The sequence below is a fragment of the Mycobacterium sp. 1164985.4 genome (genome assembly GCF_001668575.1).
Classification (GTDB): domain Bacteria; phylum Actinomycetota; class Actinomycetes; order Mycobacteriales; family Mycobacteriaceae; genus Mycobacterium.
Map to the genome: position 1 here is coordinate 125,206 of NZ_LZMD01000065.1, position 25,180 is coordinate 150,385.

18 protein-coding genes, 1 tRNA gene and 2 pseudogenes are annotated in these 25,180 nt (G+C 67.7%); 11 read left to right on the plus strand and 10 right to left on the minus strand.

Going from position 1 to position 25,180, the window contains the following annotated elements; all coding sequences use genetic code 11:
* Nucleotides 1–49 precede the first annotated feature (49 nt).
* A complete protein-coding gene (gene polA / locus A5650_RS12935) occupies nt 50–2,722 on the plus strand; it encodes a DNA polymerase I (RefSeq protein WP_197501861.1) in 2,673 nt (890 codons plus the stop codon).
* Between the two features lie 3 nt (nt 2,723–2,725).
* Here the strand turns inward: polA and A5650_RS12940 are convergent, their stop codons facing one another.
* Nucleotides 2,726–3,892 carry a PrsW family intramembrane metalloprotease gene (locus A5650_RS12940; protein ID WP_067291532.1) on the minus strand — a complete coding sequence of 389 codons (1,167 nt, stop codon included), beginning with the start codon at nt 3,890–3,892 and terminating at the stop codon, nt 2,726–2,728.
* Nucleotides 3,893–4,085: 193 nt separating this feature from the next.
* On the opposite strand from A5650_RS12940, the gene rpsA reads away from it, so the two are divergent.
* Entirely contained in the window at nt 4,086–5,534 is a 1,449-nt protein-coding gene (gene rpsA / locus A5650_RS12945; protein WP_067088390.1) for a 30S ribosomal protein S1, read from the plus strand.
* 73 nt (nt 5,535–5,607) lie between these two features.
* Entirely contained in the window at nt 5,608–6,819 is a 1,212-nt protein-coding gene (gene coaE / locus A5650_RS12950) for a dephospho-CoA kinase (RefSeq protein WP_067291534.1), read from the plus strand.
* A gap of 4 nt (nt 6,820–6,823) precedes the next feature.
* Here coaE and A5650_RS12955 read toward each other — a convergent pair whose 3' ends face one another.
* From A5650_RS12955 to A5650_RS12970, 4 genes are all read right to left on the minus strand, one after another.
* Nucleotides 6,824–7,348, minus strand: a complete 525-nt coding sequence (locus A5650_RS12955; RefSeq protein WP_231992605.1) for a hypothetical protein — start codon at nt 7,346–7,348, stop codon at nt 6,824–6,826.
* 86 nt (nt 7,349–7,434) lie between these two features.
* A complete protein-coding gene (locus A5650_RS12960) occupies nt 7,435–8,217 on the minus strand; it encodes an Fpg/Nei family DNA glycosylase (RefSeq protein WP_067291539.1) in 783 nt (260 codons plus the stop codon).
* A gap of 8 nt (nt 8,218–8,225) precedes the next feature.
* Nucleotides 8,226–8,735, minus strand: a complete 510-nt coding sequence (locus tag A5650_RS12965; RefSeq protein WP_067291736.1) for a ribonuclease FAU-1 family protein — start codon at nt 8,733–8,735, stop codon at nt 8,226–8,228.
* Between the two features lie 19 nt (nt 8,736–8,754).
* Nucleotides 8,755–9,369, minus strand: coding sequence for a TetR/AcrR family transcriptional regulator (locus A5650_RS12970; RefSeq protein WP_231992606.1), 615 nt, complete (start codon nt 9,367–9,369; stop codon nt 8,755–8,757).
* Here A5650_RS12970 and A5650_RS12975 point away from each other — a divergent pair.
* From A5650_RS12975 to A5650_RS13000, 6 genes and pseudogenes are all read left to right on the plus strand, one after another.
* A pseudogene (locus A5650_RS12975) lies at nt 9,341–10,151 on the plus strand (crotonase/enoyl-CoA hydratase family protein). The gene A5650_RS12970 and the pseudogene A5650_RS12975 overlap by 29 nt on opposite strands.
* Before the next feature lie 57 nt (nt 10,152–10,208).
* Complete coding sequence (gene uvrB / locus A5650_RS12980; protein ID WP_067291544.1) at nt 10,209–12,359, plus strand: excinuclease ABC subunit UvrB; 2,151 nt, start codon at nt 10,209–10,211, stop codon at nt 12,357–12,359.
* 52 nt (nt 12,360–12,411) lie between these two features.
* Nucleotides 12,412–13,815: an MFS transporter gene (locus tag A5650_RS12985; RefSeq protein WP_067291548.1), complete on the plus strand. Its 1,404-nt coding sequence runs from the start codon at nt 12,412–12,414 to the stop codon at nt 13,813–13,815.
* A gap of 10 nt (nt 13,816–13,825) precedes the next feature.
* Nucleotides 13,826–14,695, plus strand: a complete 870-nt coding sequence (locus A5650_RS12990; RefSeq protein WP_067291551.1) for an SCO6745 family protein — start codon at nt 13,826–13,828, stop codon at nt 14,693–14,695.
* Nucleotides 14,696–14,755: 60 nt separating this feature from the next.
* Nucleotides 14,756–14,826 (plus strand) — tRNA-Cys (locus tag A5650_RS12995).
* Between the two features lie 249 nt (nt 14,827–15,075).
* Nucleotides 15,076–15,360 carry a hypothetical protein gene (locus A5650_RS13000; RefSeq protein ID WP_067291555.1) on the plus strand — a complete coding sequence of 95 codons (285 nt, stop codon included), beginning with the start codon at nt 15,076–15,078 and terminating at the stop codon, nt 15,358–15,360.
* On the opposite strand, the gene A5650_RS13005 is transcribed toward A5650_RS13000, so the two are convergent.
* Entirely contained in the window at nt 15,357–16,010 is a 654-nt protein-coding gene (locus A5650_RS13005) for a UdgX family uracil-DNA binding protein (RefSeq protein WP_067291558.1), read from the minus strand. The genes A5650_RS13000 and A5650_RS13005 overlap by 4 nt on opposite strands.
* Nucleotides 16,011–16,045: 35 nt before the next feature.
* Nucleotides 16,046–17,587, minus strand: a complete 1,542-nt coding sequence (locus tag A5650_RS13010) for a glycosyltransferase family 39 protein (RefSeq protein ID WP_231992607.1) — start codon at nt 17,585–17,587, stop codon at nt 16,046–16,048.
* Between the two features lie 256 nt (nt 17,588–17,843).
* On the opposite strand from A5650_RS13010, the gene A5650_RS27350 reads away from it, so the two are divergent.
* Nucleotides 17,844–18,287 carry a universal stress protein gene (locus tag A5650_RS27350; RefSeq protein ID WP_067085481.1) on the plus strand — a complete coding sequence of 148 codons (444 nt, stop codon included), beginning with the start codon at nt 17,844–17,846 and terminating at the stop codon, nt 18,285–18,287.
* Here A5650_RS27350 and lnt read toward each other — a convergent pair.
* Both lnt and A5650_RS13025 read right to left on the minus strand, forming a co-directional pair.
* Nucleotides 18,253–19,758 (minus strand): annotated as a pseudogene (gene lnt / locus A5650_RS13020) (apolipoprotein N-acyltransferase); the annotation flags it as partial. The gene A5650_RS27350 and the pseudogene lnt overlap by 35 nt on opposite strands.
* Nucleotides 19,694–20,575, minus strand: a complete 882-nt coding sequence (locus A5650_RS13025) for a fructose bisphosphate aldolase (protein ID WP_067291561.1) — start codon at nt 20,573–20,575, stop codon at nt 19,694–19,696. The pseudogene lnt and the gene A5650_RS13025, both read right to left, overlap by 65 nt.
* Nucleotides 20,576–20,699: 124 nt before the next feature.
* On the opposite strand from A5650_RS13025, the gene A5650_RS13030 reads away from it, so the two are divergent.
* Nucleotides 20,700–22,010 carry a cytochrome P450 gene (locus A5650_RS13030; RefSeq protein WP_067291563.1) on the plus strand — a complete coding sequence of 437 codons (1,311 nt, stop codon included), beginning with the start codon at nt 20,700–20,702 and terminating at the stop codon, nt 22,008–22,010.
* Here A5650_RS13030 and A5650_RS13035 read toward each other — a convergent pair whose 3' ends face one another.
* Nucleotides 22,011–25,175: an adenylate/guanylate cyclase domain-containing protein gene (locus A5650_RS13035; RefSeq protein ID WP_067291578.1), complete on the minus strand. Its 3,165-nt coding sequence runs from the start codon at nt 25,173–25,175 to the stop codon at nt 22,011–22,013.
* Between the last annotated feature and the right edge of the window lie 5 nt (nt 25,176–25,180).

A 25,180-nucleotide genomic window follows, 5' to 3' on the forward strand; every position in this document is an offset into this window, starting at 1 on the left:
GGCTTCCCAGAAGACAGGGTCCGAGGCGACCGATCAGAAGCCGACATTGATGTTGCTCGACGGCAATTCGCTGGCCTACCGGGCGTTCTACGCGCTGCCCGCCGAGAACTTCAAGACGCAGGGCGGGCTCACCACCAACGCGGTGTACGGATTCACCGCGATGCTGATCAACCTGCTGCGCGACGAGGCGCCCAGCCACATCGCGGCCGCGTTCGACGTATCGCGTCAGACGTTCCGCGTGGACAAGTACCCCGAGTACAAGGCCGGCCGCTCGACAACGCCGGACGAATTCCGCGGGCAGATCGACATCACCAAGGAGGTGCTCGGCGCGCTGGGCATCACGGTGCTCGCCGAACCGGGCTTCGAGGCCGACGACATCATCGCCACGCTCGCCACGCAGGCCGAGCAGGGCGGCTACCGGGTGTTGGTCGTCAGCGGCGACAGGGACTCGCTGCAACTCGTCAGCGACGACGTCACGGTGCTGTACCCGCGCAAGGGCGTCAGCGAGCTGACGCGGTTCACGCCGGAGGCGGTGGTCGAGAAGTACGGGTTGACGCCGCAGCAGTACCCGGACTTCGCGGCCCTGCGGGGTGACCCCAGCGACAACCTTCCGGGCATCCCCGGCGTCGGGGAGAAGACGGCGACCAAATGGATCGCTGAGTTCGGCTCGTTGCAGGCGCTGGTCGACAACGTCGACACCGTCAAGGGCAAGGTCGGCGACGCGCTGCGGGCCAACCTGTCAAGCGTCGTACTGAACCGCGAGCTGACCGATCTGGTCCGCGACGTGCCGCTGCCCCAAACGCCCGACACCCTGCGCATGCAGCCGTGGGACCGCGACCAGATCCACCGGCTGTTCGACGATCTCGAGTTCCGCGTCCTGCGCGATCGGCTGTTCGACACGCTGGCCTCCGCGGATCCCGAGGTCGACCAGGGCTTCGACGTGCGCGGGCAGGCGCTCGAACCGGGGGAGCTTGCGGCGTGGCTCGCCGAGCACAGCTCGGGCAAGCGGTTCGGTTTGGCGGTCGTCGGCACGCATCTGGCCTTCGACGCCGACGCGACGGCGTTGGGCATCGTGGCCCCGGACGGTGACGGGCGCTACATCGACACCGCCGTGCTGACCACCGACGACGAGGCCGCCCTGGCCGCCTGGCTCGCCGACCCCGGCTCGCCGAAGGCGCTGCACGAGGCCAAGCTGGCGATGCACGACCTCGAGGGCCGCGGGTGGACGCTCGCCGGCGTCACCTCCGACACCGCACTGGCGGCATATCTGGTCCGGCCCGGGCAGCGCAGCTTCACGCTCGACGATTTGTCGCTGCGGTACCTGAAGCGTGAGCTTCGCGCCGAAAACCCTGAGCAGCAACAGCTTTCGTTGCTCGATGACAGCTTGAACGAAGCGGGGGGCGTCGACGACCAGGCGGTGCAGACCGTGATCCTGCGGGCCAGCGCCGTGATGGATCTGGCCGATGCGCTCGACGAGGAACTCGCCCGCATCGACTCACTGGCGCTGCTCAACAACATGGAGCTGCCGGTACAGCGGGTGCTGGCCCAGATGGAGACCGCGGGCATCGCGGTGGATCTCGAGCAGCTGGGCCAGCTGCAGAGCGAGTTCGCCGACCAGATCCGCGACGCGGCCGAGGCGGCGTATTCGGTCATCGGCAAGCAGATCAATCTCGGCTCGCCCAAGCAGCTGCAGACCGTGCTGTTCGACGAGCTGGAGATGCCCAAGACCAAGCGCACCAAGACTGGCTACACCACCGACGCCGACGCCCTGCAGTCGCTGTTCGAGAAGACCGGTCACCCGTTCCTGCAGCACCTGCTCGCGCACCGCGACGTCACCCGGCTCAAGGTCACCGTCGACGGATTGCTGGCCTCGGTGGCGTCCGACGGCCGGATTCACACCACGTTCAATCAGACGATTGCGGCGACCGGCCGGCTGTCGTCCACCGAGCCGAACCTGCAGAACATCCCGATCCGCACCGACGCCGGCCGGCGCATCCGTGACGCGTTCGTCGTCGGCGGAGGCTATTCGGAGCTGATGACCGCCGACTACAGCCAGATCGAGATGCGCATCATGGCGCACCTGTCCAAGGACGAGGGGCTGATCGAGGCGTTTCGCACCGGCGAAGACCTCCACTCCTTCGTCGCATCACGCGCGTTCTCGGTGCCCATCGACGAGGTCACCGCCGAGCTGCGGCGTCGCGTCAAGGCCATGTCCTACGGGCTCGCCTACGGACTGAGTGCGTACGGGCTGGCCGCGCAGCTGAAGATCTCCACCGAAGAGGCCAAGGTGCAGATGGAGCAGTACTTCGACCGGTTCGGTGGGGTGCGCGACTACCTGCGCGACGTGGTGGACCAGGCGCGCAAGGACGGTTACACCTCGACCGTGTTCGGCAGGCGGCGCTATCTGCCGGAGCTGGACAGCAGCAACCGCAACGTGCGTGAGGCCGCCGAACGCGCGGCGCTCAACGCGCCGATCCAGGGGAGCGCGGCCGACATCATCAAGGTCGCGATGATCAACGTCGATACGGCGCTCAAGGACGCCGGCCTGAAGTCGCGAATGCTGCTTCAAGTGCACGACGAACTGCTCTTCGAGGTCGCCGAGGGGGAGCGGGACGCGCTCGAGACCCTGGTCCGCGAGCAGATGGGCAACGCCTATCCGCTCGACGTGCCGTTGGAGGTGTCGGTCGGCTACGGCCGCAGCTGGGACACCGCAGCTCACTGATCATCAGCGGGCCGGTGCGCGGTATCCGGCCAGGGCGTGTAGCGCCGGGGTCGACGCGCGGACTGCGTAGAGGGCGTAGGCCTCGTCGACCAGCATCGCCTGCACGCGCGGGTCGCCGAACCCGCGGTCGATGCGGTCGCGCACGAACGCCAGCTCGACGACCTGGGCGGCGAACCGCTTGACCGCCTTGCGCGCGGGTCGCCCGCCCTGCCGACCGGCCTGCGCGAGCACCAGCTTTCGCTGTCGAAGCGAGGCCAGCCACGTGGCCTCGTTGGGGGTCACCAGACCGGCCTGCACCATGCCGGGGAGCTTGCCGGCGACGATCGCCTGCTCACGACGGCGGCTCTGCACGCCGAGGACGATCGCCAACGCGAACAGCGGCATCATCCAGTAGAGGTAGACGCCGAAATACCAGCCGACCCCCAGCAGCGACGACCCGTTCCACAGCGCGTGGGTGAACACCGCCGCCAGGTAGCCCAGCACGAGAACGCCGACCTTGACGGCCGTCGTGCGGCGCTGCAGCGCGAAGTAGACGCCGATGCCGAAGAACGTGGTGAACAGTGAATGCGCGAACGGCGCCATCACCAGGCGCAGCGCTGCGGTCAGAAGCGAGTCGCCGAGCGATTCGCCGCTGGCGATGTAGAGGATGTCCTCCAGCCAGGCGAAGCCGGCGCCGACCAGCCCGGCGTAGACCAGGCAGTCGGTCAGCGAGTTCAGCTCTCGGCGGCGCCGTCCGGTCATCATGACCAGCAGGAACGCGCCCTTGGCCGCTTCCTCGATGATCGGCGCGATGACGACCACCGACACCGCGCTGACCCCATCGGACTCGCCACGCACGATCAGCGACTCGAGGTAGAGCCCCAGAAGCACGGACAGCACCACCGCGACCGAGGCACCCCACAGGAACGCGAAGGCCAGCAGCCGCGGCGGTTCGGGCTCGAACCGATCCAGCCATACGTAGGCCAGGACAACGACCACCATGGCCAGGCTCGACAGGACCAGCCCGATGCCGGCGCCCACCGGGTTCAGCGCGGTCAGGCCGACGATGATCAATCCGGCCACGGTGCCGAGCAGGATGAGCACCGCGAGGGGCGCTCCGACTTTGCGGACCTTGCGTTGGAACGGCGGTGCTGGAAGCCAGGCGGGATGCGGTGCGCCGGGATGTGACACCAGAGCAGACTAACGGCCTGTCGGGACCGGGTTTGTCCAGCATGTGCCCAGTCGAGTAACCTCTACGCGTACCTGTCTGTGGTTTTTGCATTCTTCTGCGGCGGGTACAGAGCACGATATCGGCGCCCGCGCCGAGCCAATAACTCGAGTCCCTTAGTCCCTACGATCAAACCTGTCCGGAGCAACCCACCACATGCCAAGTCCCTCCGTCACCTCGCCGCAAGTAGCCGTCAACGACATCGGCTCGAGCGAGGACTTTCTCGCCGCCATCGACAAGACCATCAAGTACTTCAACGATGGCGACATCGTCGAGGGAACCATCGTCAAGGTTGACCGTGACGAGGTCCTGCTCGATATCGGTTACAAGACCGAAGGCGTCATCCCTTCCCGTGAGCTCTCTATCAAGCACGACGTCGACCCCAACGAGGTTGTGTCCGTCGGAGACGAGGTCGAAGCTCTGGTCCTCACCAAGGAGGACAAGGAAGGCCGCCTGATCCTGTCCAAGAAGCGCGCTCAGTACGAGCGGGCCTGGGGCACCATCGAAGAGCTCAAGGAAAAGGACGAGGCCGTCAAGGGCACCGTCATCGAGGTCGTCAAGGGCGGCCTGATCCTCGACATCGGCCTTCGCGGCTTCCTGCCCGCGTCGCTGGTCGAGATGCGTCGTGTCCGCGATCTGCAGCCGTACATCGGCAAGGAGATCGAGGCCAAGATCATCGAGCTCGACAAGAACCGCAACAACGTGGTGCTCTCCCGCCGCGCCTGGCTGGAGCAGACCCAGTCCGAGGTGCGCAGCGAGTTCCTCAACCAGCTGCAGAAGGGCGCGATCCGCAAGGGTGTCGTCAGCAGCATCGTCAACTTCGGCGCGTTCGTCGATCTCGGCGGTGTCGACGGCCTGGTGCACGTCTCCGAGCTGTCCTGGAAGCACATCGATCATCCGTCCGAGGTCGTGCAGGTGGGCGACGAGGTCACCGTCGAGGTGCTCGACGTCGACATGGACCGCGAGCGGGTTTCGTTGTCGCTCAAGGCGACTCAGGAAGACCCGTGGCGCCACTTCGCCCGCACCCACGCGATCGGTCAAATCGTGCCGGGCAAGGTCACCAAGCTGGTGCCGTTCGGCGCGTTCGTCCGTGTCGAGGAGGGCATCGAGGGTCTGGTGCACATCTCCGAGCTGTCCGAGCGCCACGTCGAGGTCCCGGACCAGGTGGTGCAGGTCGGCGACGACGCGATGGTCAAGGTCATCGACATCGACCTGGAGCGTCGCCGCATCTCGCTGAGCCTCAAGCAGGCCAACGAGGACTACACCGAGGAGTTCGACCCCTCCAAGTACGGCATGGCCGACAGCTACGACGAGCAGGGCAACTACATTTTCCCCGAGGGCTTCGATCCCGAGACCAACGAATGGCTCGAGGGTTACGAGAAGCAGCGTGAGGAGTGGGAGTCCCGCTACGCGGAGGCCGAGCGCCGGCACAAGATGCACACCGCGCAGATGGAGAAGTTCGCCGCCGCTGAAGCAGAAGCTGCCGAGGCGTCCGTTTCCCGATCCAACGGTGCCTCGCGGGGCGAGGAGCAGTCCGCGGGCGGCTCGCTGGCCAGCGACGCGCAACTCGCGGCGCTGCGCGAGAAGCTTGCAGGCAACGCCTAAGTCATCACGATCGAAGGCCCCGGCTCGGTGAGCCGGGGCCTTCGTCGTTGAACGGCCCTGAGAGACTGGTTCGGTGCTGCGTATTGGGCTGTCCGGCGGTATCGGCGCCGGGAAATCGACCGTATCCGCGACGTTCAGCGACCTCGGAGGGATCGTCGTCGACGGCGACGTGATCGCCCGCGAGGTCGTCGAACCCGGGACGGAGGGGTTGGCGAAGCTGGTCGACGCGTTCGGCCGCGAGATCCTGCACGAGGACGGCGCGTTGAATCGGCCCGCGCTCGCCGCGATCGCGTTCAGCGACGAGGAGAAGCGTCAGACCCTCAACGGAATCGTGCATCCGCTGGTGGCCCACCGTCGATCGGAACTGATCGCGGCCGCCTCGGAGGACGCCGTGATCGTCGAGGACATCCCGCTGCTCGTCGAATCCGGTATGGCGCCGATGTTTCCGTTGGTGGTGATCGTGCACGCCGACACCGAGACGCGGATCGCGCGCCTCATCGAGCATCGGGGCTTCACCGAGGAGGACGCCCGCGCGCGGATCGCTGCGCAGGCCACCGAGGAACAGCGTCGCGCCGTCGCCGATGTCTGGCTCGACAACTCGGGCACGGCCGGGGAACTGGTCGAGAAGGCCCGTGCGCTGTGGCACGAGCGCATCATGCCGTTCGCCCACAACGTGCACGAGAACAGGCCTGCGCACTCGAAACCCGCTGTGGTGCCGTATGACCCGTCGTGGCCCGATCAGGCGCGGCGCATCGTGGCGCGCCTCAACACGGCCTGCGGACACCGCGCGGTGCGCATTGACCACATCGGCTCCACCGCGGTGCCGGGGATGGACGGTAAGGACGTGATCGACATCCAGGTGACGGTCAAGTCGCTCGCAGACGCCGACGAACTCGAAGATGCGCTGAAGGCAGCGGGCTACGTCCGACTGCCGATCACGACGGACATCGGTAAGCCCGACGCCCGCAGCACCGTCGGCGAATTCGATCACTCCACCGATGAGTCGTTGTGGCACAAGCGAGTTCACAGCTCCGCCGACCCCGGCCGGCCGACCAACGTCCATGTCCGTGTCGACGGCTGGCCGGGGCAACAGTTTGCGCTGCTGTTCGTGGACTGGGTGCGGTCCAACCCCGCTGTCCAGGCCGACTACCTGTCGTTGAAACGGCGCGTGGCCGGGGAGGGGCATGTGTCTGTGGGCGCGTACGCCGAGGCCAAGGAGCCCTGGTTCCTCGACGCGTACCGGCGTGCATGGGAGTGGGCCGACGCCACGGGCTGGCGGCCGTGAGCCGCTAGGCCTGCGGCGGTGCGCTGACGTCGGGCGTCGCCGGCACGGCCCCGTCGGTCGGCAGGTTCAGCGGTGCGCCGCACTGCAGCATCCCGTACATCGGGTCGTCCTTCGGACGCAGCAGGCGCGGCGCGATGAACTGATCGGCCTTCGCCACCACCTGGTCGTCGACGAGGATCTCGCAATGCAGGTTCGATCCGTAGGGCCACTCGATGGAGATCTCCATACCGGCCAGCTTCGGATCGGCCAGCACCGCGTTCACCTCGAACGTCTGGCCTGGCAGCAGCGTCGGCTGTGCGCTGTTGACGTTCTGGTCGTCCATCTTGTACGCGACCACCGCACCGCGGGACGTGCCGTCCGCACGGGCCCGGTAGATCACGTTGTGCAGGATCTCGGGCGCCGGAGGCGCAGGGGCAACCTCGGTCTGGTCGCTGGGTTGTGCCGTGGCGACTCCCGCGGACAACACCGAGCCCACGAGCATGGCCGCGGTCGCTGCACCAGCGGTCCGGAAGCGATCTGTGGGGCCCACGGGACGAGAGAATACCGACGTTACCTGGGCGGACAAATTTGTAGCAGTGGCCATCGGAATCAAGATCGCTGTGGCCAGGCGATTCGTTACCCGTGGTCCGGCTGACAGTGGGGGCACCACACCGACGTCCTGCCGGCGATGCGGCCGCGGGCGAGACGGGTGCCGCAGCGTGGGCACGTCGGGTCTGCGGTGTCCCGATTGCCGGTCAACCACCGCGGCAGGTCGGGCACCCGGCCGTGCCGGACCGCGGTGTCGAGCACGCGCCGCATCGACTCGTGGAGGCGCCTGACGTCGTCGTCGGACAGCGCGGACACCGGCAGTTGCGGCGACAGCCGCGTGCGCCACAGGATCTCGTCGACGAGAAGGTTGCCGAGCCCGGCGATCACGGCCTGATCCATCAGCGTCGGTTTCAGACGTCCCCGCCGTCCCCGCAGCAGCTCGCGGAACGTGCGCAGATCGACATGCAAGGCGTCGGGTCCCTGCGCGCCGGTCACCTCGCCGATGTCGTCCTCGGTGGGCAGCAGCCACACGCCGCGAAGCTTGCGCAGGTCCGCGTAGCGGAACTGCCCCCGGTCAAGCTCGATGACCAGGCGCACGTGTTTGGTGTCGTCGTCGCCGTCGACGTAGTACGGCTTGCCGGTCATCCCGCTGTGCACCAGCAGCGCGGGACCATCCGTCGGCAGAATCAGCCATTTGCCGTGCCGGCGGGGCCGGCCGAAGGTGCGGCCGGTCAGGTTGCGGGCCAGCGATCGTGCGCTGGTGTTGCGCAGCACTCCTGCATCGCGCACGTCGACGCCGCGGACACGTCGCCCGGGCAGCGCGCGCACCAGGTCCCGGCGGAAGCCCTCGACGTCGGCTAGTTCGGGCATGGCATCTGTTACTCGTCGCCCCGCCAGGTCAGCGGCATGCCCTCGGCCGCGAGCCAGTGGTTCAGGTCGTAGTCGTGGCGGGACAATCCGTCGATCGCGGCCACGGCGGTCTGGACCGCCCGCTCGCCGGTCTCGGGCGTCAGCAGGTTGTGGCGCACCGCAGTGAGCAGCTCGTCGACGTCGTGCAGTTCTACGCCTCGCCCGGTGCGGACCACCAGGTCGAGGTAGTGGTCCTCGGAGTGCCAGACCTGCTGACCCGGCCGGTAGTCGCCGACATCGAGGTAGTAGTCCTGGTCCAGTTCGTGACCGGGGTTGAAGTGAAACACCGTCGCTCGCAGCCGCAGCGATGGCAGAAGCCAGGATTCCAGGTAGTGGAACTGCGCCCGCCCCGGGGTCGGCCGGGCCATGTAGAGGCCCCACGGCTGGACCGTGTAGACGTCGACGGCCCGCACGATGCCTTTCGGATCGGTGTTGGTGCGGGCGGCGAGGTCGAACGTCTCGTGTTTGGGAGCGTGGATGAGATCAGGATAGGGAGCGTCAGCGGTCGGCGCGACCATGCGCGGAGATCGCGGTCTGCAGCGCTTCCTCGAGAGCCCGCTGCACGTCGCGCAGCGGCCGGATGTCGCGGCGGGCGCGGCACAACACGATCGCTCCTTCGACGCCGGCGATCACGAGCGCGGCCAATCGCCGCGCCTCGGCGCGACTGACACCAGCATCGAGCAACGGCTTCGCGATCAGGTCCTGCCATCGCGTGAACGCCTCGGCGGCCGCGCTTGTCGCCGCGGACCCCGCATGGGCCTCCACGGCGACGGCGACAACCGGGCATCCGGCGTGGAAACCGCTGTCCTCGAGGATCTCCCGCCATGACTCGACGAACATGTCGAGCGCCGCGATGGGGTCGCCACCTTTGGTCGCGCGCTGGATCCCTCGTTCGATCACGTCGGCCGCCCACGCCACGGTTTCGGCAGCGAGTTGTTCCTTCCCGCCGGGGAAGTGATGGTAGATCGAACCGCGCGGCGCCCCGCTGTGCGCGACGACGTCACGAAAACCGGTGCCGCTGTAGCCGTTCTCGCGGAACAGCAGGGCGGCGCTCTGAATCATCTTGCTGCGACTGTCACTGGATATGACGACCATCATAGTCAGGCTCAGCATTATGCCAACTGTCATAGTCGAGCGACGCGGTCACCTCCTCCTGATGGGGCTCAACAGGCCCGCGAAGCGAAATGCCTTCAACATCGAAATGGTGGAAGAGCTGGGTCGCGCTTACGAGCGGCTGGAACGCGACGACGAGCTGTGGGTCGGTGTGCTCTACGCCATGGGCGACAACTTCACCGCCGGGTTGGATCTCGTCGACGTCGCACCCCGGTTGGTCGGCGGCGTGATGGAGTGGCCAGACGACGCGCGCAATCCGTGGCGCAACGACGGACTACCGTGGACGAAGCCGGTCGTCGCCGCGGCGCACGGGTGGTGCCTGACCCTCGGCCTCGAACTGTTGCTCGCCGCAGACATCCGCATCGCCTCCGAGGACACCCGGTTCGCCCAGCTCGAGGTGCAACGCGGCATCTATCCCTTCGGTGGCGCGACGACGCGGCTGCCGCGCGACGCGGGCTGGGGCAACGCGATGCGGTGGCTGCTGACCGGGGATGAGTTCGACGCCGCCGAGGCCCTGCGGATCGGTGTGGTGTCCGAGGTGGTTGAGGTGGGTACGCAGCTCGATCGCGCGGTCGAGCTGGCCGAACGGATCGCCGAGCGGTCCGCGCCGCTGGGGGGTGCGTGCGACGTTGACGGCCGCCCAGCGTGCGCTGCGGGACGGCGACAGCGCCGCCGAGGACCGTTTCGTCGCGGACGTGGCGGCATTGTTTTCGACCAAGGACGGCGCGGAGGGGGTGCAGTCGTTCGTCGAACGCCGGGCGGCGCACTTCGTCGGGGCGTAAGTGCTCGTTGACGAGGGGAATCACACCTGTCGGTGGCGGGTTCTACCCTTGTAGATTATGGCTTTCGCTACTGAACATCCGGTGCTCGCGCACTCGGAGTATCGCCCCGTCGATTCGGTCGTGCGCACCGGTGGACGCTTCGAGGTGGTCAGCCCGTACGCACCGGCGGGTGACCAACCGGCCGCCATCGACGAGTTGGAGCGCCGGATCAATGCGGGGGAGCACGACGTGGTGCTGCTGGGCGCCACGGGTACCGGTAAGTCGGCGACGACGGCGTGGCTCATCGAGCGGGTGCAGCGGCCGACGCTGGTGATGGAACCCAACAAGACGCTCGCCGCGCAGATGGCCAATGAACTGCGGGAGATGTTGCCGCACAACGCCGTCGAGTACTTCGTCTCGTACTACGACTACTACCAGCCCGAGGCGTACATCGCCCAGACGGACACCTACATCGAGAAGGACAGCTCGATCAACGACGACGTCGAGCGGCTGCGGCACTCGGCGACCTCGAGCCTGCTGTCGCGCCGGGACGTGGTCGTGGTCGCGTCGGTGTCCTGCATCTACGGTCTGGGCACGCCGCAGTCCTACCTGGACCGCAGCGTCGAGCTCAAGATCGGTGACGAGGTGCCGCGCGACGCGCTGCTGCGCCTGCTCGTCGACGTCCAGTACACCCGCAACGACATGGCGTTCACCCGCGGTTCGTTCCGGGTGCGGGGTGACACCGTCGAGATCATCCCCAGCTACGAGGAGCTGGCGGTCCGCATCGAGTTCTTCGGTGACGAGATCGAGGAGCTGTACTACCTGCACCCTCTGACCGGGGACGTCGTGCGCAAGGTCGACTCGCTGCGGATCTTCCCGGCGACGCACTATGTCGCCGGCCCGGAGCGCATGGCGCACGCGATCTCGACCATCGAGCAGGAGCTCGAGGAGCGGCTGGCCGAGCTGGAGGGCCAGGGCAAGCTGCTGGAGGCGCAGCGGCTGCGAATGCGCACCAATTACGACATCGAGATGATGCGCCAGGTCGGGTTCTGCTCGGGCATCGAGAACTACTCGCGGCACATCGACGGCAGGCCCGCCGGGTCCGCACCCGCGACGCTGCTCGACTACTTCCCCGAGGACTTCATGCTCGTCATCGACGAGTCCCACGTGACGGTGCCGCAGATCGGTGGCATGTACGAGGGCGACATGTCGCGCAAGCGCAACCTCGTCGACTTCGGTTTCCGGCTGCCCTCGGCCGTCGACAACCGCCCACTCACGTGGGAGGAGTTCGCCGATCGGATCGGGCAGACGGTGTACCTGTCGGCGACGCCGGGGCCGTACGAACTCAGCCAGTCGGGCGGTGAGTTCGTCGAACAGGTCATCCGCCCAACGGGTTTGGTGGATCCGCAGGTCGTGGTGAAGCCGACGAAGGGTCAGATCGACGACCTGATCGGCGAGATCCGCAAGCGCACCGAGCGCGACGAACGCGTATTGGTCACCACGCTGACCAAGAAGATGGCCGAGGACCTCACCGACTATCTGCTCGAGATGGGGATCCGCGTCCGCTATCTGCACTCCGAGGTGGACACGCTTCGGCGCGTCGAACTGCTGCGTCAGCTGCGCCTGGGCGATTACGACGTGTTGGTCGGAATCAACCTTCTGCGTGAGGGTCTCGACCTTCCCGAAGTGTCGCTGGTGTCGATCCTCGACGCCGACAAGGAAGGCTTCCTGCGGTCGACTCGCAGTCTGATCCAGACGATCGGCCGCGCGGCGCGCAACGTGTCGGGCGAGGTGCACATGTACGCCGACAACATCACCGAGTCGATGCGCGAGGCCATCGACGAGACCGAGCGCCGCCGCGCCAAGCAGATCGCCTACAACGAGGCCAACGGGATCGATCCGAAACCGTTGCGCAAGAAGATCGCCGACATTCTCGACCAGGTGTACCGGGAGGCCGACGATGTCGAGGTGGGTGGCTCTGGGCGCAACGCGTCGCGGGGACGCCGGGCGCAGGGCGAGCCCGGACGGGCGGTCAGCGCGGGCATCATTGAAGGGCGCGACACGTCGAACATGCCGCGCGCCGAGTTGGCCGACCTCATCAGTGATCTGACCGAACAGATGATGGCCGCGGCACGCGATCTGCAGTTCGAGCTGGCCGCGCGCATCCGCGACGAGATCCATGATCTCAAGAAGGAGCTCCGCGGCATGGACGCCGCAGGCCTGAAGTGATCACCGACCGGCGCTTGACCTCAAGTGCGGTTCAGCTTCTAGCGTGAGCGGGGTGACCGATACCGCGACGACCGCCAGGGGACGCTGGCGCGACCTGCTGGGGTCCAAGTATCTCGGCGCCAGCACCGTGCTCGCCGGTGGCGTTGCGCTGTACGCCACCAACGAGTTCCTCACCATCAGCCTGATGCCCAGTGCGGTGGCAGATATCGGCGGTCACCGGTTCTACGCCTGGGTGACGACGGTTTACCTGGTGGCCTCGGTGGTGGCGGCGACGACCGTGCACTCGACGCTGATGCGGCTCGGCCCGCGGAGGTCATATCTGTTGGCGCTCGGCGTGTTCGGCATCGGCAGCGCGGCCTGCGCCGCGGCGCCCACCATGGAGACACTGCTCCTTGGCCGCACGGTGCAGGGTCTGGCCGGTGGGATGCTGGCCGGGCTGGGTTACGCGGTGATCAACACGGCGCTGCCGGAGTGGTTGTGGACCAAGGCCTCGGCACTGGTGTCGGCGATGTGGGGCGTTGGCACGCTCCTGGGCCCCGCCGCGGGCGGGCTGTTCTCTCAATACAGTTCGTGGCGTTGGGCTTTCGGCGCGCTGGCGATCCTGACCGCGATGATCGCCGTGCTGGTGCCCGTCGCCTTACCCGCGCGCCGGGATGCCGCCGTCGATGTCGCGCGAACGTTCATTCCCGTGTGGTCGCTGCTGCTGTTGGGTGCCGCCGCGCTGGCCGTCAGCGCCGCGGGCATCCCGCGGAACGCGTGGCTCACGGTCGTGTTGCTCGGGCTCGGCGGTGTCCTGGTGGGCGTGTTCCTGTTGGTCGATCGTCGGCAATCCGCGGCGGTGTTGCCGCCCAGCGTGTTTGGACCCGGCCCGTTGAAGTGGATCTACCTCACCCTGGCGGTGTTGATGGCCGCCACGATGGCGGATATGTACGTCCCGCTGTTCGGGCAGCGGTTGGCGGGTCTCACCCCGGTCGCGGCGGGGTTCCTTGGTGCGGGTCTGGCACTCGGCTGGACGGCGGGAGAGATCGGCAGCGCGTCGCTGAGCAACACACGAGTCATCCGGCGGACGGTCGCGGCTGCGCCTGCGGTGATGGCCGCCGGTCTTGCCGTCACCGCGGTGACCATGCGCGGCGGCGCCTCGCCTGCGGTGGTCGCGATATGGGCCCTTGCGCTCGTGGTGACCGGCGCGGGGGTCGGCATCGCGTGGCCTCATCTGTCGGCATGGGCGATGAGCCGCGTCGACGATCCGGAAGAGGGGCCGACCGCGGCCGCCGCCATCAACACCGTGCAGCTCATCTCCGGTGCGTTCGGCGCCGGCCTCGCCGGAGTGCTGGTGAACATGACCGACGACGGCCAGGCCACGCCGGCACGGTGGCTGTTGGCGGTGTTCGCCGGGCTGGCCGCAGTGGGCCTGGTGGCGTCGACGCGGAGCGGGCGGCGGACCCGCGAGGCGTAGCGTTCCCGTCGTGGATGCATACACCGCAGGCCGCCTGTGCCGCAGCGTCGACGCGCTGCACTCGCTGTCCTACTTTCTCCCGGAGTCCGCCGAGCGTTTCGGTGCGTTTGGAATGCACGGAATGACACCGTATTTCGCTGTTCGTTCGGCCCCGATGGGTGCGGTATCCGCGGAAGTCGTCACCGCCACGTTCTTCAACTTCAACCCCGCACTCGTCGCGGAGTCGATCCCGCGTGCCTGGAGCCTCGCGTCGCCCGAGACGGTGTCCGCGACGCGGTACGCGATGGTCGAGGAGGCGTTGCCGCGCATCCTCGGCGAGGAGCTGACGCGGTCTCCGGAGCTGGCCCGGGCCGCCGCGCTCCTGCGGCGGGCGGCAGAGGCCATCCCGAACGGCGACGGCCGCCCGCTGTATGCGGGACATTCCGGGCTGGCGTGGCCCGAATCGGTGCACGGCCAGATGTGGCATGCGGTCACGCTGCTGCGCGAGTACCGCGGCGACGGACACATCGCCGCGCTGGTGGCCAGCGGGCTGAGCGGGCTGGAGGCGCTGGTCAGCCATACCGCCACCGGTATCGGGTTCTCGGTGCCGTTCGCTCAGGCGTTGCGCGGGTGGAGCGAGGATCAATGGCGGGCCGGGTTGTCGCGGCTGCAGTCGCGCGGTCTCGTCGACGGTGACGGCGCGCTGACCGACGCGGGCAGGCAGCTGCGCGCCCGCGTCGAGGATCTGACCGACGAACTCGGATACGCGCCCTGGTCAGCGTTGTCCGACGACGACGGTCATCACATCGCGGTCGTGGCGAAGCGGATCCGCGACGCCGTATCGGCGGCGAAGCTGTTCCCGTCGGGTGCGTTCGGCCCCCGCTACGGCGACCCGCGTTAGCGATCACGGCGATTCCAACGCTGGTTTCCTATCCGCGAGCCTGACATTCTCACTGACGATGCGGGTGTGGCTGAGCGGATAGGCACCGGCCTGCAAAGCCGTTTACGCGGGTTCGAATCCCGCCATCCGCTCGCATCACGTCGGTTCCTTTGCGGGGCGCGGCAAGGTCGACACGGTCATCCGCGACAGCAAATTAACGCTTCCCAACCGAGCTGTGCGACAGCGATATTCAGCGCACTGCAGGCGTGACCTGGCTGTCCTTTGCTGTCACCGGCGGGGTGGCTCGCCGCTGCAGGCGGAGTCGTCGACATGAGGGCAGCGAGTATAAAATCGTTCCCGGGTCGGAACCGATAAATTGTTGCTGTAGTGAGGGATTGGTCGTGAACGTGAAGAAGATCGGGGTGCAAGCGGGTCTCGTCGGCGCACTGGCGTTCACCGCGCTGGGTGTCGGAGCGGGTGTGGCGAACGCCGAACCGGCGGCGCCCAGCACGCCGAACGTGACGTGGAAGCTCGACAAGTGGGATCACTGGGACCACCACTGGGATAAGCCCGGTCGCGGACCGCGTTGGGAGGCGCCGGCGTACTGGGAAGGCCCGCGCTATGGTGGTCCCTGCGTATGGGTGCCGCCGGCCGTTTCGATCTGGGTGCCGCCCGCGGTCTGCTAGCGAGCGAGGCCGGCGGCGAACCGCAGGTCGGACACCAGGGCGTCGAAGGCTTTCTCTCGTTCCTCCAATGGGCCGCGTAACACCGATGACGGATGCACGGTGACCGCTACCTCGGGGGAGATGTCGATCTCGTCGATCGAGGGCAGCTTGAGCGCCTCGCCCCGGTGTGCCGTCAGGCGAAACTTGCTGCCCAGCAACGACTGTGCGGCCGTCGCGCCCATCAGCACCAGCACCTCGGGCCTGACGGCGTCGAGTTCGGCCAGGAGCCACGGCCGGCACGCGACCACCTCGGTGCGGCCGGGCGTCTTGTGGATGCGCCGCTTGCCGCGGTCGCGCAGGGTGAACTTGAAGTGCTTGACCGCATTGGTGACATACACGCGGTCGCGGTCGATGCCGGCTTGCACCAGCGCCTTGTCCAGCAATTTGCCCGCGGGGCCCACGAACGGCGCGCCGGCCTTGTCCTCCTGATCGCCGGGCTGCTCGCCGACCAACATCATTTCCGCGTCCGGCGAGCCGCCGCCGAACACCACCTGCGTCGCGTCCAGGTAGAGATCGCAGCCCTTGCAACCGTGCGCGGCGTCGGCGAGGGCATCGAGATCGTGCGTGTCGGGGACGAACTCTTCGGCGGTGTGAGTTGGCCGTGCAGACATGAGGTTCGAATACCCGCTCGGGGGCCGGTCACGCTCTACCGCGTCGACTTGATCACCTGGGCGAAACTGAACTGCCAGCGTTCGACGATGCGGAAGCCCATCGCCTGCGGTACCCGGTACGCGGGCGCTCGGCGGAGCCGCGGTCCCGGATCCAGCGCGTGTCCGCTCTCGTGGTCTGGCACGGTGGAATCGCGTTGGGACACCGTCCACAGCACGGCGCAGGGCCGCAGCCGGTCGGCCACGCCCCAGATGCCGAGGTGGGCGTCCCACAACCGGTTTCGCTCCGCCGCGCGGCGACCGCGTCCGGGGTCGACGAGCGAGGCGTACGCCGCGGGACGTGCGGCGGTCAACGGGCGGATCGGGCCCGGCGCCCAGTTGGTGGTGTTGTCGAGAACCAGGCAGTCGCCGGGGGAGGCGTGGGCCGTGAGGACGTCGGCGACCTGGCTGAAGTCCATCCCCTCTTTCGCGTAGGGCCCGCGTTGTTCGAGCAGATAATTCGGGGTCGCCGCCACCGCCAGCGCCGTCAGCACCGCCACGAGCGCCTCCCGCGCTCTGGCGGCGGCGGTGATGCCGATCGCCAGCAACAGCGCCACCGCAGGCGAGGTGTAGGTCAGGTAGCGCGGGTAGTACACCGGCTCCCCGCACATCGAATAGAGCAGCAGCACAGCCGTCGGGAGCACGACCCACGCGGCGCTGATCGCCACCAGCGACCGGACACCCGCATCCGTCGGCCGGAACCGTCGCATCGCGAGCAGGCCCAGGATCACTCCCGCCAGCACGGCGAATGCCACGCTGTGGTCGAAGTACTGCTCCCGCACCACTTCGGTGACCGTGTGCCAACCCAGCGGCGAGATCCACCGGACCTGCGCGATCTGCGTCCTGCTGTACGCGAGGAGAGGCGCCACCGCCGAGACGGCCACCGCCGCCGTCACCAACCAGCGCCGGACGGCCGCACGCTGAGTCGCCATCGCCGCGATCGTCACCGCGTGCACGAGGACCATCAGCACGACGAAGACGTTCAAGAGCGACGAGCCCACCAGCGCCAATCCGTAGCAGCCCCACAACCATCGGGCGTCGCGACGCACCGCGACCACCAATAGCACCGTCAGCCAGACGGCCGCGGCCGCCGTCAGCGCATAGGAGCGCGCTTCGATGCCCGCCCACGTGACCCGGGGGAGGATCGCGAACACGATGCCCGCGCAGACCGCCGTCGTGCGCGAGGCGAAGCGACGGGCCAGCACTACGACACCGCTCGCGGCGAGCCCAATCGCAAGACAGCTCGACAGACGCACGTAGAACTCGGTGACCGGGAACACCGTCAACCACCCGTGCATCAGCAGGTAGTACAGGCCGTGCACCGCGTCGATGTTGTGCAGCAGACCCCACAGCGCAGGTATCGACCGGGTGGAGGCCGAGATCGTGGCGGCCTCGTCGAACCACAGCGACGGCCGAGCCGCGCCCGCCGCCGACACCGCGGTGGCGAACACGGCGGTCAGCACCGCATCGAACCGGCCCGCGCGCAGCGACGCGGCGGGGTCGAAGCGCGCAACGCGCCGCGCTCCCAGCGATAGATCCACGGCTGCCCACCCACCCTTCCCGCGAACGGCCAAACGCTAGCGCGCGCAAACTCGGTGCGCGCGGGGAATGGGCGCTATGTAACGCAGACGATGATTCGAGGGTCGTCGAGATCGGTTCGCGCGGGTAGGTGTAGGCGGCGTCACCTGGGATAGTCCAGGGTGACCTTGAGACCGAAGTAGGACGAAATCGCAGGAAACTGCCACTCGAGCGGCTACTGTTCCGGGTGGCAACGGAACTGACACTGGGAGGATATGGATGAGCGCGTATCAGACCGTCTTGGTAGGCACGGACGGGTCCGACTCGTCGCTGCGGGCGGTGGAGAAGGCCGGCCATATCGCCGGAGCCGATGCCAGGCTGATCGTCGCCACGGCGTATTTCCCCCAGAACGAAGACCAGCGAGCGGCCGACGTGCTCAAGGACGAGGGCTACAAGATGTCCGGCAACGCGCCCATCTACGCGATCCTGCGCGAGGCCAAGGAACGTGCCCACCAGGCGGGCGCCCAGAACGTCGAGGAGAAGGCCGTTGTCGGCGCCCCCGTCGATGCGCTGGTCGAACTCGCCGAGGAGGTCAAGGCCGACCTCCTGGTCGTCGGAAACGTCGGCCTCTCCACCATCGCGGGCAGGCTGCTCGGTTCCGTCCCAGCCAACGTCGCACGCCGGTCCAAGACCGACGTGCTGATCGTGCACACCACGCCGTAGCCACCGCCAGGGCCGCCGCGATCGGCCACGCACCCCATCGCTGATAGAGGGTGGTCCGCGCATCCAGCGGGATCTCGACGACGGCGACCCCGCGCTCGGCGGACGGCAACCACGCCAACCTGCGTCCCTGCGCGTCGAACGCCGAACTCACCCCAGACAGCGCCGCATGGACCGCTGGACGGCTTACCTCGACCGCGTGAACGGCGGGCATCGCCGCCAATTGCGGTTGGGCCCAACTGCCTTGGTACGACGACGTCGAACTCTGGTAGACGAGCAGCTCGGCGCCCTGTCGCGCCTGTGACCGCGCGAGGTCGGAAAACAACGTCTCGAAGCTGATCAGCGGTCCGATCGCGACGGTGTCGGTGTGCAGCACGACGGGTCCGTCGCCGCGACGCCGGTCCTCGCCGGCGGCTCCGCTGTTCGAGGTGGCCCAGCCGATCAACGGCCGCAACGGCACATACTCACCGAACGGCACCAGACGGGTTTTGGCGTACGAGCCGCGCACGCCTCCGGAGTCGATCAGCACCGACGTCTTGTAGATGCCGCCCGACGCCGCCCGGGCGTCGACGTTGACCAGCAGGTCCGCACCGACCCGCCGGGACAGGTCGGACAGGCGCGAGATGGTGTCGGGGTGGGTGGCGAGATCCACGCCGACACTGCTCTCGCCCCATACGACTAGGTCGACCGATTGGCCCGTCAGCCCTTCGGTCAGCGCTTCGCTGGCCGCCTGGCGGGCCGTGGCCTCGTCGATGTCACCCGGCTGTACGAGCGCGACGCGGACCGTGGAGCCCGGCGTGGGTGCCGGTCCCCACCAGAACCACGCGGGCCCGGCGGCCAACAGAGCCAGCGCGAGTGCCGCGGGCACCGCGGAGCGCTGTACCAGGGCCGAGGCGAGTGCGGTGTTGACCGCGACGACGAGGAAGCTGACGAGCCACACGCCGCCGAGGGAGGCGGTAGCAAGGGTGGCCGGCTGATTCCATTGCGATGCGCCGAGGACAGCCCAGGGCCCGCCAAGGCGGTCCCACGACCGGACCGCCTCCGCGAGCACCCACATGCTGGGCAGCACCACCACGGCAACCACCGCCCTGGCAGTGGTGAGTTCGCCGGCGAGCAGGCGGCGTGCCGCCCACCCGAACGGCAGCCACAGCGCACCGAATCCGGCCGCGAGCACGAGCAGCAGCGGACCGGCGCTCGGCCACAGCCAGTACTGGGTGACGCCGACGAACACCGCCATCGCCAACCACGCCCGGACGGCGGACTGCCCGGTCGTGGGGGCGGCGCGGCACACGAGCAACAGCGGGACCAGCCCGAACCAGGCCAGCCACCACAGAGCGGGGGCGGGAAACGCGAGCGCGGGGAACGCGCCGGCGACGACCGCCGGCGCGTGACCCCGCAGCGAGATCAGATCAGGTGCTCGACGCCTTGGCGATGCTCGCGATCGCCTGATCGAGCGTGGAGTTGAACTCCTCATCACTCTGCTGAGCCGTCAGGCCCTCGGTCAGTGCGCGCGAGAAGCTCGCGATGACCCCGATGTTGCGCGACAGCTTCTCGTTGGCCTCATCGCGGCTGTAGCCACCGGACAGTGCGACCACCCGCAGCACGTTCGGGTGATCGACCAGCTCCTCGTACAGGTTGTCGGTGTCGGGGAGCGTCAGCTTGAGCATCACCTTCTTGTCGCCGAGCTTGTTGACCCCGTCGAGCAGAGCCGCCTTGAGCTGATCCTCGGCCTCGGCCTTCTTCGGGCTCTTGATGTCGACCTCGGGCTCGATGATCGGCACCAGGCCCTTGGCGAGCACCTGCTCGGCGACCTCGAACTGCTGCGCCACCACAGCGTCCAGTCCGGCGCCCGGCAGCTTGATGACTGAACGCTCCTTGGTGCCGAAGATCCCCTTCTCGATGGCGCGGTCGAGCAGATCGTCGAGGCCGGGCATCGGCTTCATCGTCTGCGCGCCGTCCTTCTCCTCGGCCAGACCCTTGTCGATCTTGAGGAACGGCACGATGTTCTTGACGTTCCACAGGTAATCGGCCGTTGGGCGGCCCTCGATCTCGCGGTCCATCGTCATCTCGAAGAGGATCGCGCCCATGATGCGGTCTCCGTCGAAGGCCGGGCTGGTGATGATCCGGGTGCGCATCTCGTGCACCAGGTCGAACATCTGGTCGTCGCCGGAGTAGGCGTCCTCGGAGATCCCGTAGAGCTTCAGCGCCTTGGGGGTGCTGCCGCCGCTCTGGTCCAGCGCCGCGATGAACCCGGCGCCGCTCTGCGCCTTCTTCAACTGATCGGTGTTCATGTCTGCCCTTTCTTCCTCACCAGGCAATCTAGCGAAGTTCACATCGCCGATCGTCAGATGGCCGCCCAACTTCCGGTGCAAGCCTTGTTCGGGTGGGACAATGCGCTCGACGGGGAGGCCAATTATGACTGCAACAGTGGCCAAGTCAGGAATCGCACCGCGCGAGAACGGTGTCCCGCCCCCGGTCGTACCACTCGCCGACGTCAACCTCGGCTCCCTCGAGTTCTGGGAGCGCGACGACGACGTACGCGACGGCGCGTTCGCGACACTGCGTCGCGAAGCGCCGATCGCCTTCTTCGACGCGCCGGAGTTCCCGGGCTTCACCGCGGGGTCCGGTCATTGGGCGTTGACGACGCTCGACGACATCCACCACGCCAGCAGGCACCCCGAGATCTTCAGCTCCGTACCGACCAGCACGGCGCTCACGGATGTGCCCGCCGAGGTCGCCGAGTACGTGGGTTCGATGATCAGCCTCGACGACCCGCGCCACCTCCGGCTCCGCAAGATCGTCAACCGCTCCTTCACGCCCAAGGTGGTGGCGCGCATCGAGGACAGCGTGCGTGAGCGGGCGCGGCGGATCGTGACCAAGCTGATCGCCGACCATCCGGACGGGCAAGCCGACTTCGTCGCCGAGGTGTCGAGGCTGCTGCCGCTTCAGATCATCTGCGACATGATGGGCATCCCGGAAGAGGATGAAGCGCGCATCTTCTACCTGACGTCGGTCACCCTGGGCGCCGGCGACGACGAGGTGGTGGCCGGGGGATTCGAGGAGATCGTCAGCGCGGTAACGGAACTGGGCCAGTACGGCGTGCAGCTGGCCGAGGAGCGGCGCGCCCACCCCACAGAGGACCTCACCACGAACCTGGTGCAGGCGGAGGTCGACGGCGAACGGCTGACATCCGACGAGATCGCATCCTTCTTCATCCTGCTGTCGGCGGCGGGCAACGAGACGACGCGTAACGCGATCAGTCACGGTCTCGTGGCACTGACCCGATATCCCGAGCAGAGAGCCAGATGGTGGGCCGACTTCGACGGTCTGGCCGCCACCGCGGTCGAGGAGATCGTCCGGTGGGCCTCGCCCGTCATCTTCATGCGGCGCAACCTGACTCAGGACGTCGAGACGCGCGGCATCACGATGCACGCCGGTGACAAGATTTCGATGTGGTACAACTCGGGCAACCGCGACGAGACCAAGTTCGACAATCCGTGGCTGTTCGATGTGTCCCGGGATCCCAACCCGCACATTGGGTACGGGGCGGGAGGCGCGCATTTCTGTCTGGGCGCCAACCTGGCCCGCCGCGAGATCCGGGTGCTGTTCGAAGAGCTCTGTCGCAGGCTTCCAGACATCGTCGCCGCAGAGGAACCGGCCGTCCAGCATTCGGCTTTCGTGCACGGCATGAAACGACTACCCGTCGCCTGGACGGTGCCCGCCTGATCAGGGCAGCGCCGCGGCCCACTTTTGATGCCCCTCGTATCCAAAGTCGTCAGCCATCTTTCGATAACGTTGCCTGAGTCGGCGATACGCAGTGCCGTCGCCCCGGGCCCGGGCCAGCAGTGCCCTCAAGCGCAGGGCGCAGATGTCGCGGATCACCGCCCCTTCTAGTGGCGCGCGCTCCAACTCGGTGACGGCGGCCGCGGCTTCTGCGGCGTCCCCCTCGCCCCCGCGCTTGAGCAGTGTCTCGACGAGAAGGCAGATCACAGGGATCCAATAGGTGTATTGGCCTCGCGCGAACACCATCTCCGCCGCTGCGCGCATCAAGGGGATCGCGGCGTCGAAGTCGTTCCGATTGGCGCGCTCGAGCCCGAGAAGGGCGTCCATGAAGGCGAGCTCGACCAACATCGTCCGGTTGCGGGTCCAGGCGTCCCTGACCTGAGTGACCATCTCGCGTCCGCGGTCCCAACCGTCGATCTTGTCCTGGTACAACAGCAGTCCACCGAGTACATATCGGGCGATCTCAGCGGCGTAGCCGTAGGAGAACGCGTCGGCGGTTCTCAGAGTCACTTCGGCCTTCTCGTGGGCCGCTTCGTCGGCGGCTACCACTCCGAAGGGCACTCCTAAACCCAGAATCCACGATGTCGTGAGGGAGATCGTGAGCGGTTCGTTGCTGTCCTCTGCCCACGCGAAGGCGGCATCGATGTCGTCACGCCAGCCTTGGCGGCCGAACCACCAGCCGGCAAGTCCCCGCAATGCCGTCGCAATCGCGAGTGGCGAGCCGAAGACGAGCCCGCCTTTCGCCGGGTCGCCGTCGGCCCACTCGATGGTGCTCTCGGCCCAACGCAGCACCTCGCTCATTCGCCCGTTCTGGACGTTGATACCGATGGCACCGAATGCGGCCTGCGCCGTCAGACCGGGGTCGCCGATCGACTCCAACAGCGCCATCTGCTCGGTGGCGAGCCGAACGGACTCTTGTGTTTCGCCGCGAAAGTGATGATCGGAGAGAGGACCCATCATGCCGACGGCCAGCGACGCTTTGTCTCCCGTCATTTCGCAGAGCTCGCGCAACTCATCGAAGCGCGCACCGCACTCGCGGGCCACCCGCCAGCCGCTCGCGCACAGGAAGGTGCGTGGCGCGATGCGCATCGTGTTGCGCCCCGGATCGTCCTCGGGCAGGGCGTCGGCAACCCGGCACGCGCGCTCCCAACTGAGCAATGCGGCCGAGACGTCTCGGTTGTTCGACCACCCGGCCGCGCGCATATGCCAACCGAATGCGGCGTGCAGATCGCCAGCGGCCTCGGCATGCTCGGCGATCAGGGCCGCGTTCTCGTCGAGGTTGCCTGCGCTTCGCCGTTGGATCGCGGCGGCCACCCGGCGGTGCAACTCGGACCGGTCGGACTTGAGCTGGGCCTCGTAGGCGACTGCACGAATGAGGGGATGGTGGAACACGAACTCCGGCTCGTCGGTGAACGTAACCTGATCGATGAGCTGCGCCGTCAGTAGCTCGACCGGGCGCGGTTCGATGTCGAGCGCCTTCAACAGCTCTGTGCCGAAGCGTGATCCGACGACCGACGCGGCACTGAGAGTCTGTTTCGCGGCGGGATCGAGTCGGTCGATGCGGGCCGCGATCGTCGCTTGCAGCGTGGCGGGCACACTGACATCGGCGGCTTCCGCCGTCGACGCGTAGGCGCCCGGGCGTCCCTGCAGCACGCCGCGTTCCACGAAGTCGCGGATGATCTCCTCGGCGAAAAACGGTGTACCCACGGCCTTTTCGACGACAGTCTGCGTGAGCTGACGCACGGACGGGTCCGGGCCGAGCAGGGCGGAGACCAGGTCGGCGGTTTCCGCGTCGTTCAACGGGCCGAGCGCGACGGTCTGCGTCCCCGGCACCTGGACCAGCGATCCGCGATATTCGGGTCGGTACGTGATCACCGTCAACAGCGGTGTCTTGGGGATGACGGTGAGGAACGCGGCGAGCATCGACTCGCTGGACTCGTCGATCCAGTGGGCGTCTTCGATGATGTAGAGCGCAGGCGCCGGTGTGGCCAGGGTGGCCGAATTCACCAGCGCGATCAGGCGTTGCCGACGGCTGTCAGCGTCGATCCGCGGCGGCTCGACGGATGGATCGGCGATGCCCAGCATGTCCTCGAGGAGCGCCACGTCGTCGCGGCCGGCGTCGGGGAAGGTCCCCGCTTCGATCAGCGCACGGGCGGACATGGCGTCCAGGTCCTCGACGCCTGTCGCCGCCCGCAGCAGCCGGGCCACCACGTGGAACGGCACCTGGGTGGTGTGGGACTCACATACGGTGGTGTAGACCGGGATTCCTCGGCCGAGCGCGGTCGCGGCCAGCTCGCGCGTCAGCCTGCTCTTGCCGATACCGGGTGGCCCGGATATGCCGACCACGGCGCCCTGACCGGTGATCGCCCTGTCCAGCAAGCCTTCGAGCGCCGACTTCTCCCACCGCCGCCCGACCAGCGCCGATTCGGATCGCAGCGAGCCCTGCTCGCGGCCCATGCTCAGCAAGCGTCGGGCGGGTACGGATTCGCCGCCGCCCTTGACGTGCACCGATTCCGGCGCGGCGAGCGTGGCAACCGACTCCACCAGCCGCGCCGTCGACGCGCTGAGCATCACCCCTCCCGGCGGTGCCGTCGACTCCATTCGTTGAGCCATTCCGACGTGTTCCCCAACCGCGGTGTAACCCAAGGCGCCGGAACCCAATTCGCCCGCGATCACCTGCCCGGAGTTGAGGCCGATGCGCAGTTGTAGGTCGACGCCGTCGCGCTTGGCGATATCGGCGGCGACCGCGTGCATCGCGGCCTGGATGCCCAGCGCGGCCAGGCACGCGCGCACCGCGTGGTCCTCCAGCGCGAGCGGCGCGCCGAATACCGCCATGATGCCGTCGCCGGTGAACTTGTCCACTGTGCCGCCGTACCGTGCGACGACCCCTCCGGCCACGTCGACGAGGTCGGCCATGATCTCGCGCAGCCGCTCGGGGCCGACGGCTCTGGCGATGTCCATCGAATGCACGACGTCGGCGAACAGCACCGTCACCTGCTTGTACTCGGCCGACCCAGCGGCACGGGTCAGCGGTGTTCCGCACTCGCTGCAGAACTTGGCCCGCGTCCCCACTTCGGTGCCACACGACGGGCACCGCGCGCCGTCCACCCCAT

What these genes read in the sequence shown, in the direction of transcription:
- A5650_RS13025 (WP_067291561.1), bottom strand. Translation starts at nt 20,575, where the DNA reads ATGAACACCGATCAGTTGAAGAAGGCGCAGAGCGGCGCCGGGTTCATC.
- uvrB (WP_067291544.1), top strand. Translation starts at nt 10,209, where the DNA reads ATGGCTTTCGCTACTGAACATCCGGTGCTCGCGCACTCGGAGTATCGC.
- A5650_RS27350 (WP_067085481.1), top strand. Translation starts at nt 17,844, where the DNA reads ATGAGCGCGTATCAGACCGTCTTGGTAGGCACGGACGGGTCCGACTCG.
- rpsA (WP_067088390.1), top strand. Translation starts at nt 4,086, where the DNA reads ATGCCAAGTCCCTCCGTCACCTCGCCGCAAGTAGCCGTCAACGACATC.
- A5650_RS12970 (WP_231992606.1), bottom strand. Translation starts at nt 9,369, where the DNA reads ATGCTGAGCCTGACTATGATGGTCGTCATATCCAGTGACAGTCGCAGC.
- polA (WP_197501861.1), top strand. Translation starts at nt 50, where the DNA reads ATGTTGCTCGACGGCAATTCGCTGGCCTACCGGGCGTTCTACGCGCTG.
- A5650_RS13030 (WP_067291563.1), top strand. Translation starts at nt 20,700, where the DNA reads ATGACTGCAACAGTGGCCAAGTCAGGAATCGCACCGCGCGAGAACGGT.
- A5650_RS13005 (WP_067291558.1), bottom strand. Translation starts at nt 16,010, where the DNA reads ATGTCTGCACGGCCAACTCACACCGCCGAAGAGTTCGTCCCCGACACG.
- A5650_RS12960 (WP_067291539.1), bottom strand. Translation starts at nt 8,217, where the DNA reads ATGCCCGAACTAGCCGACGTCGAGGGCTTCCGCCGGGACCTGGTGCGC.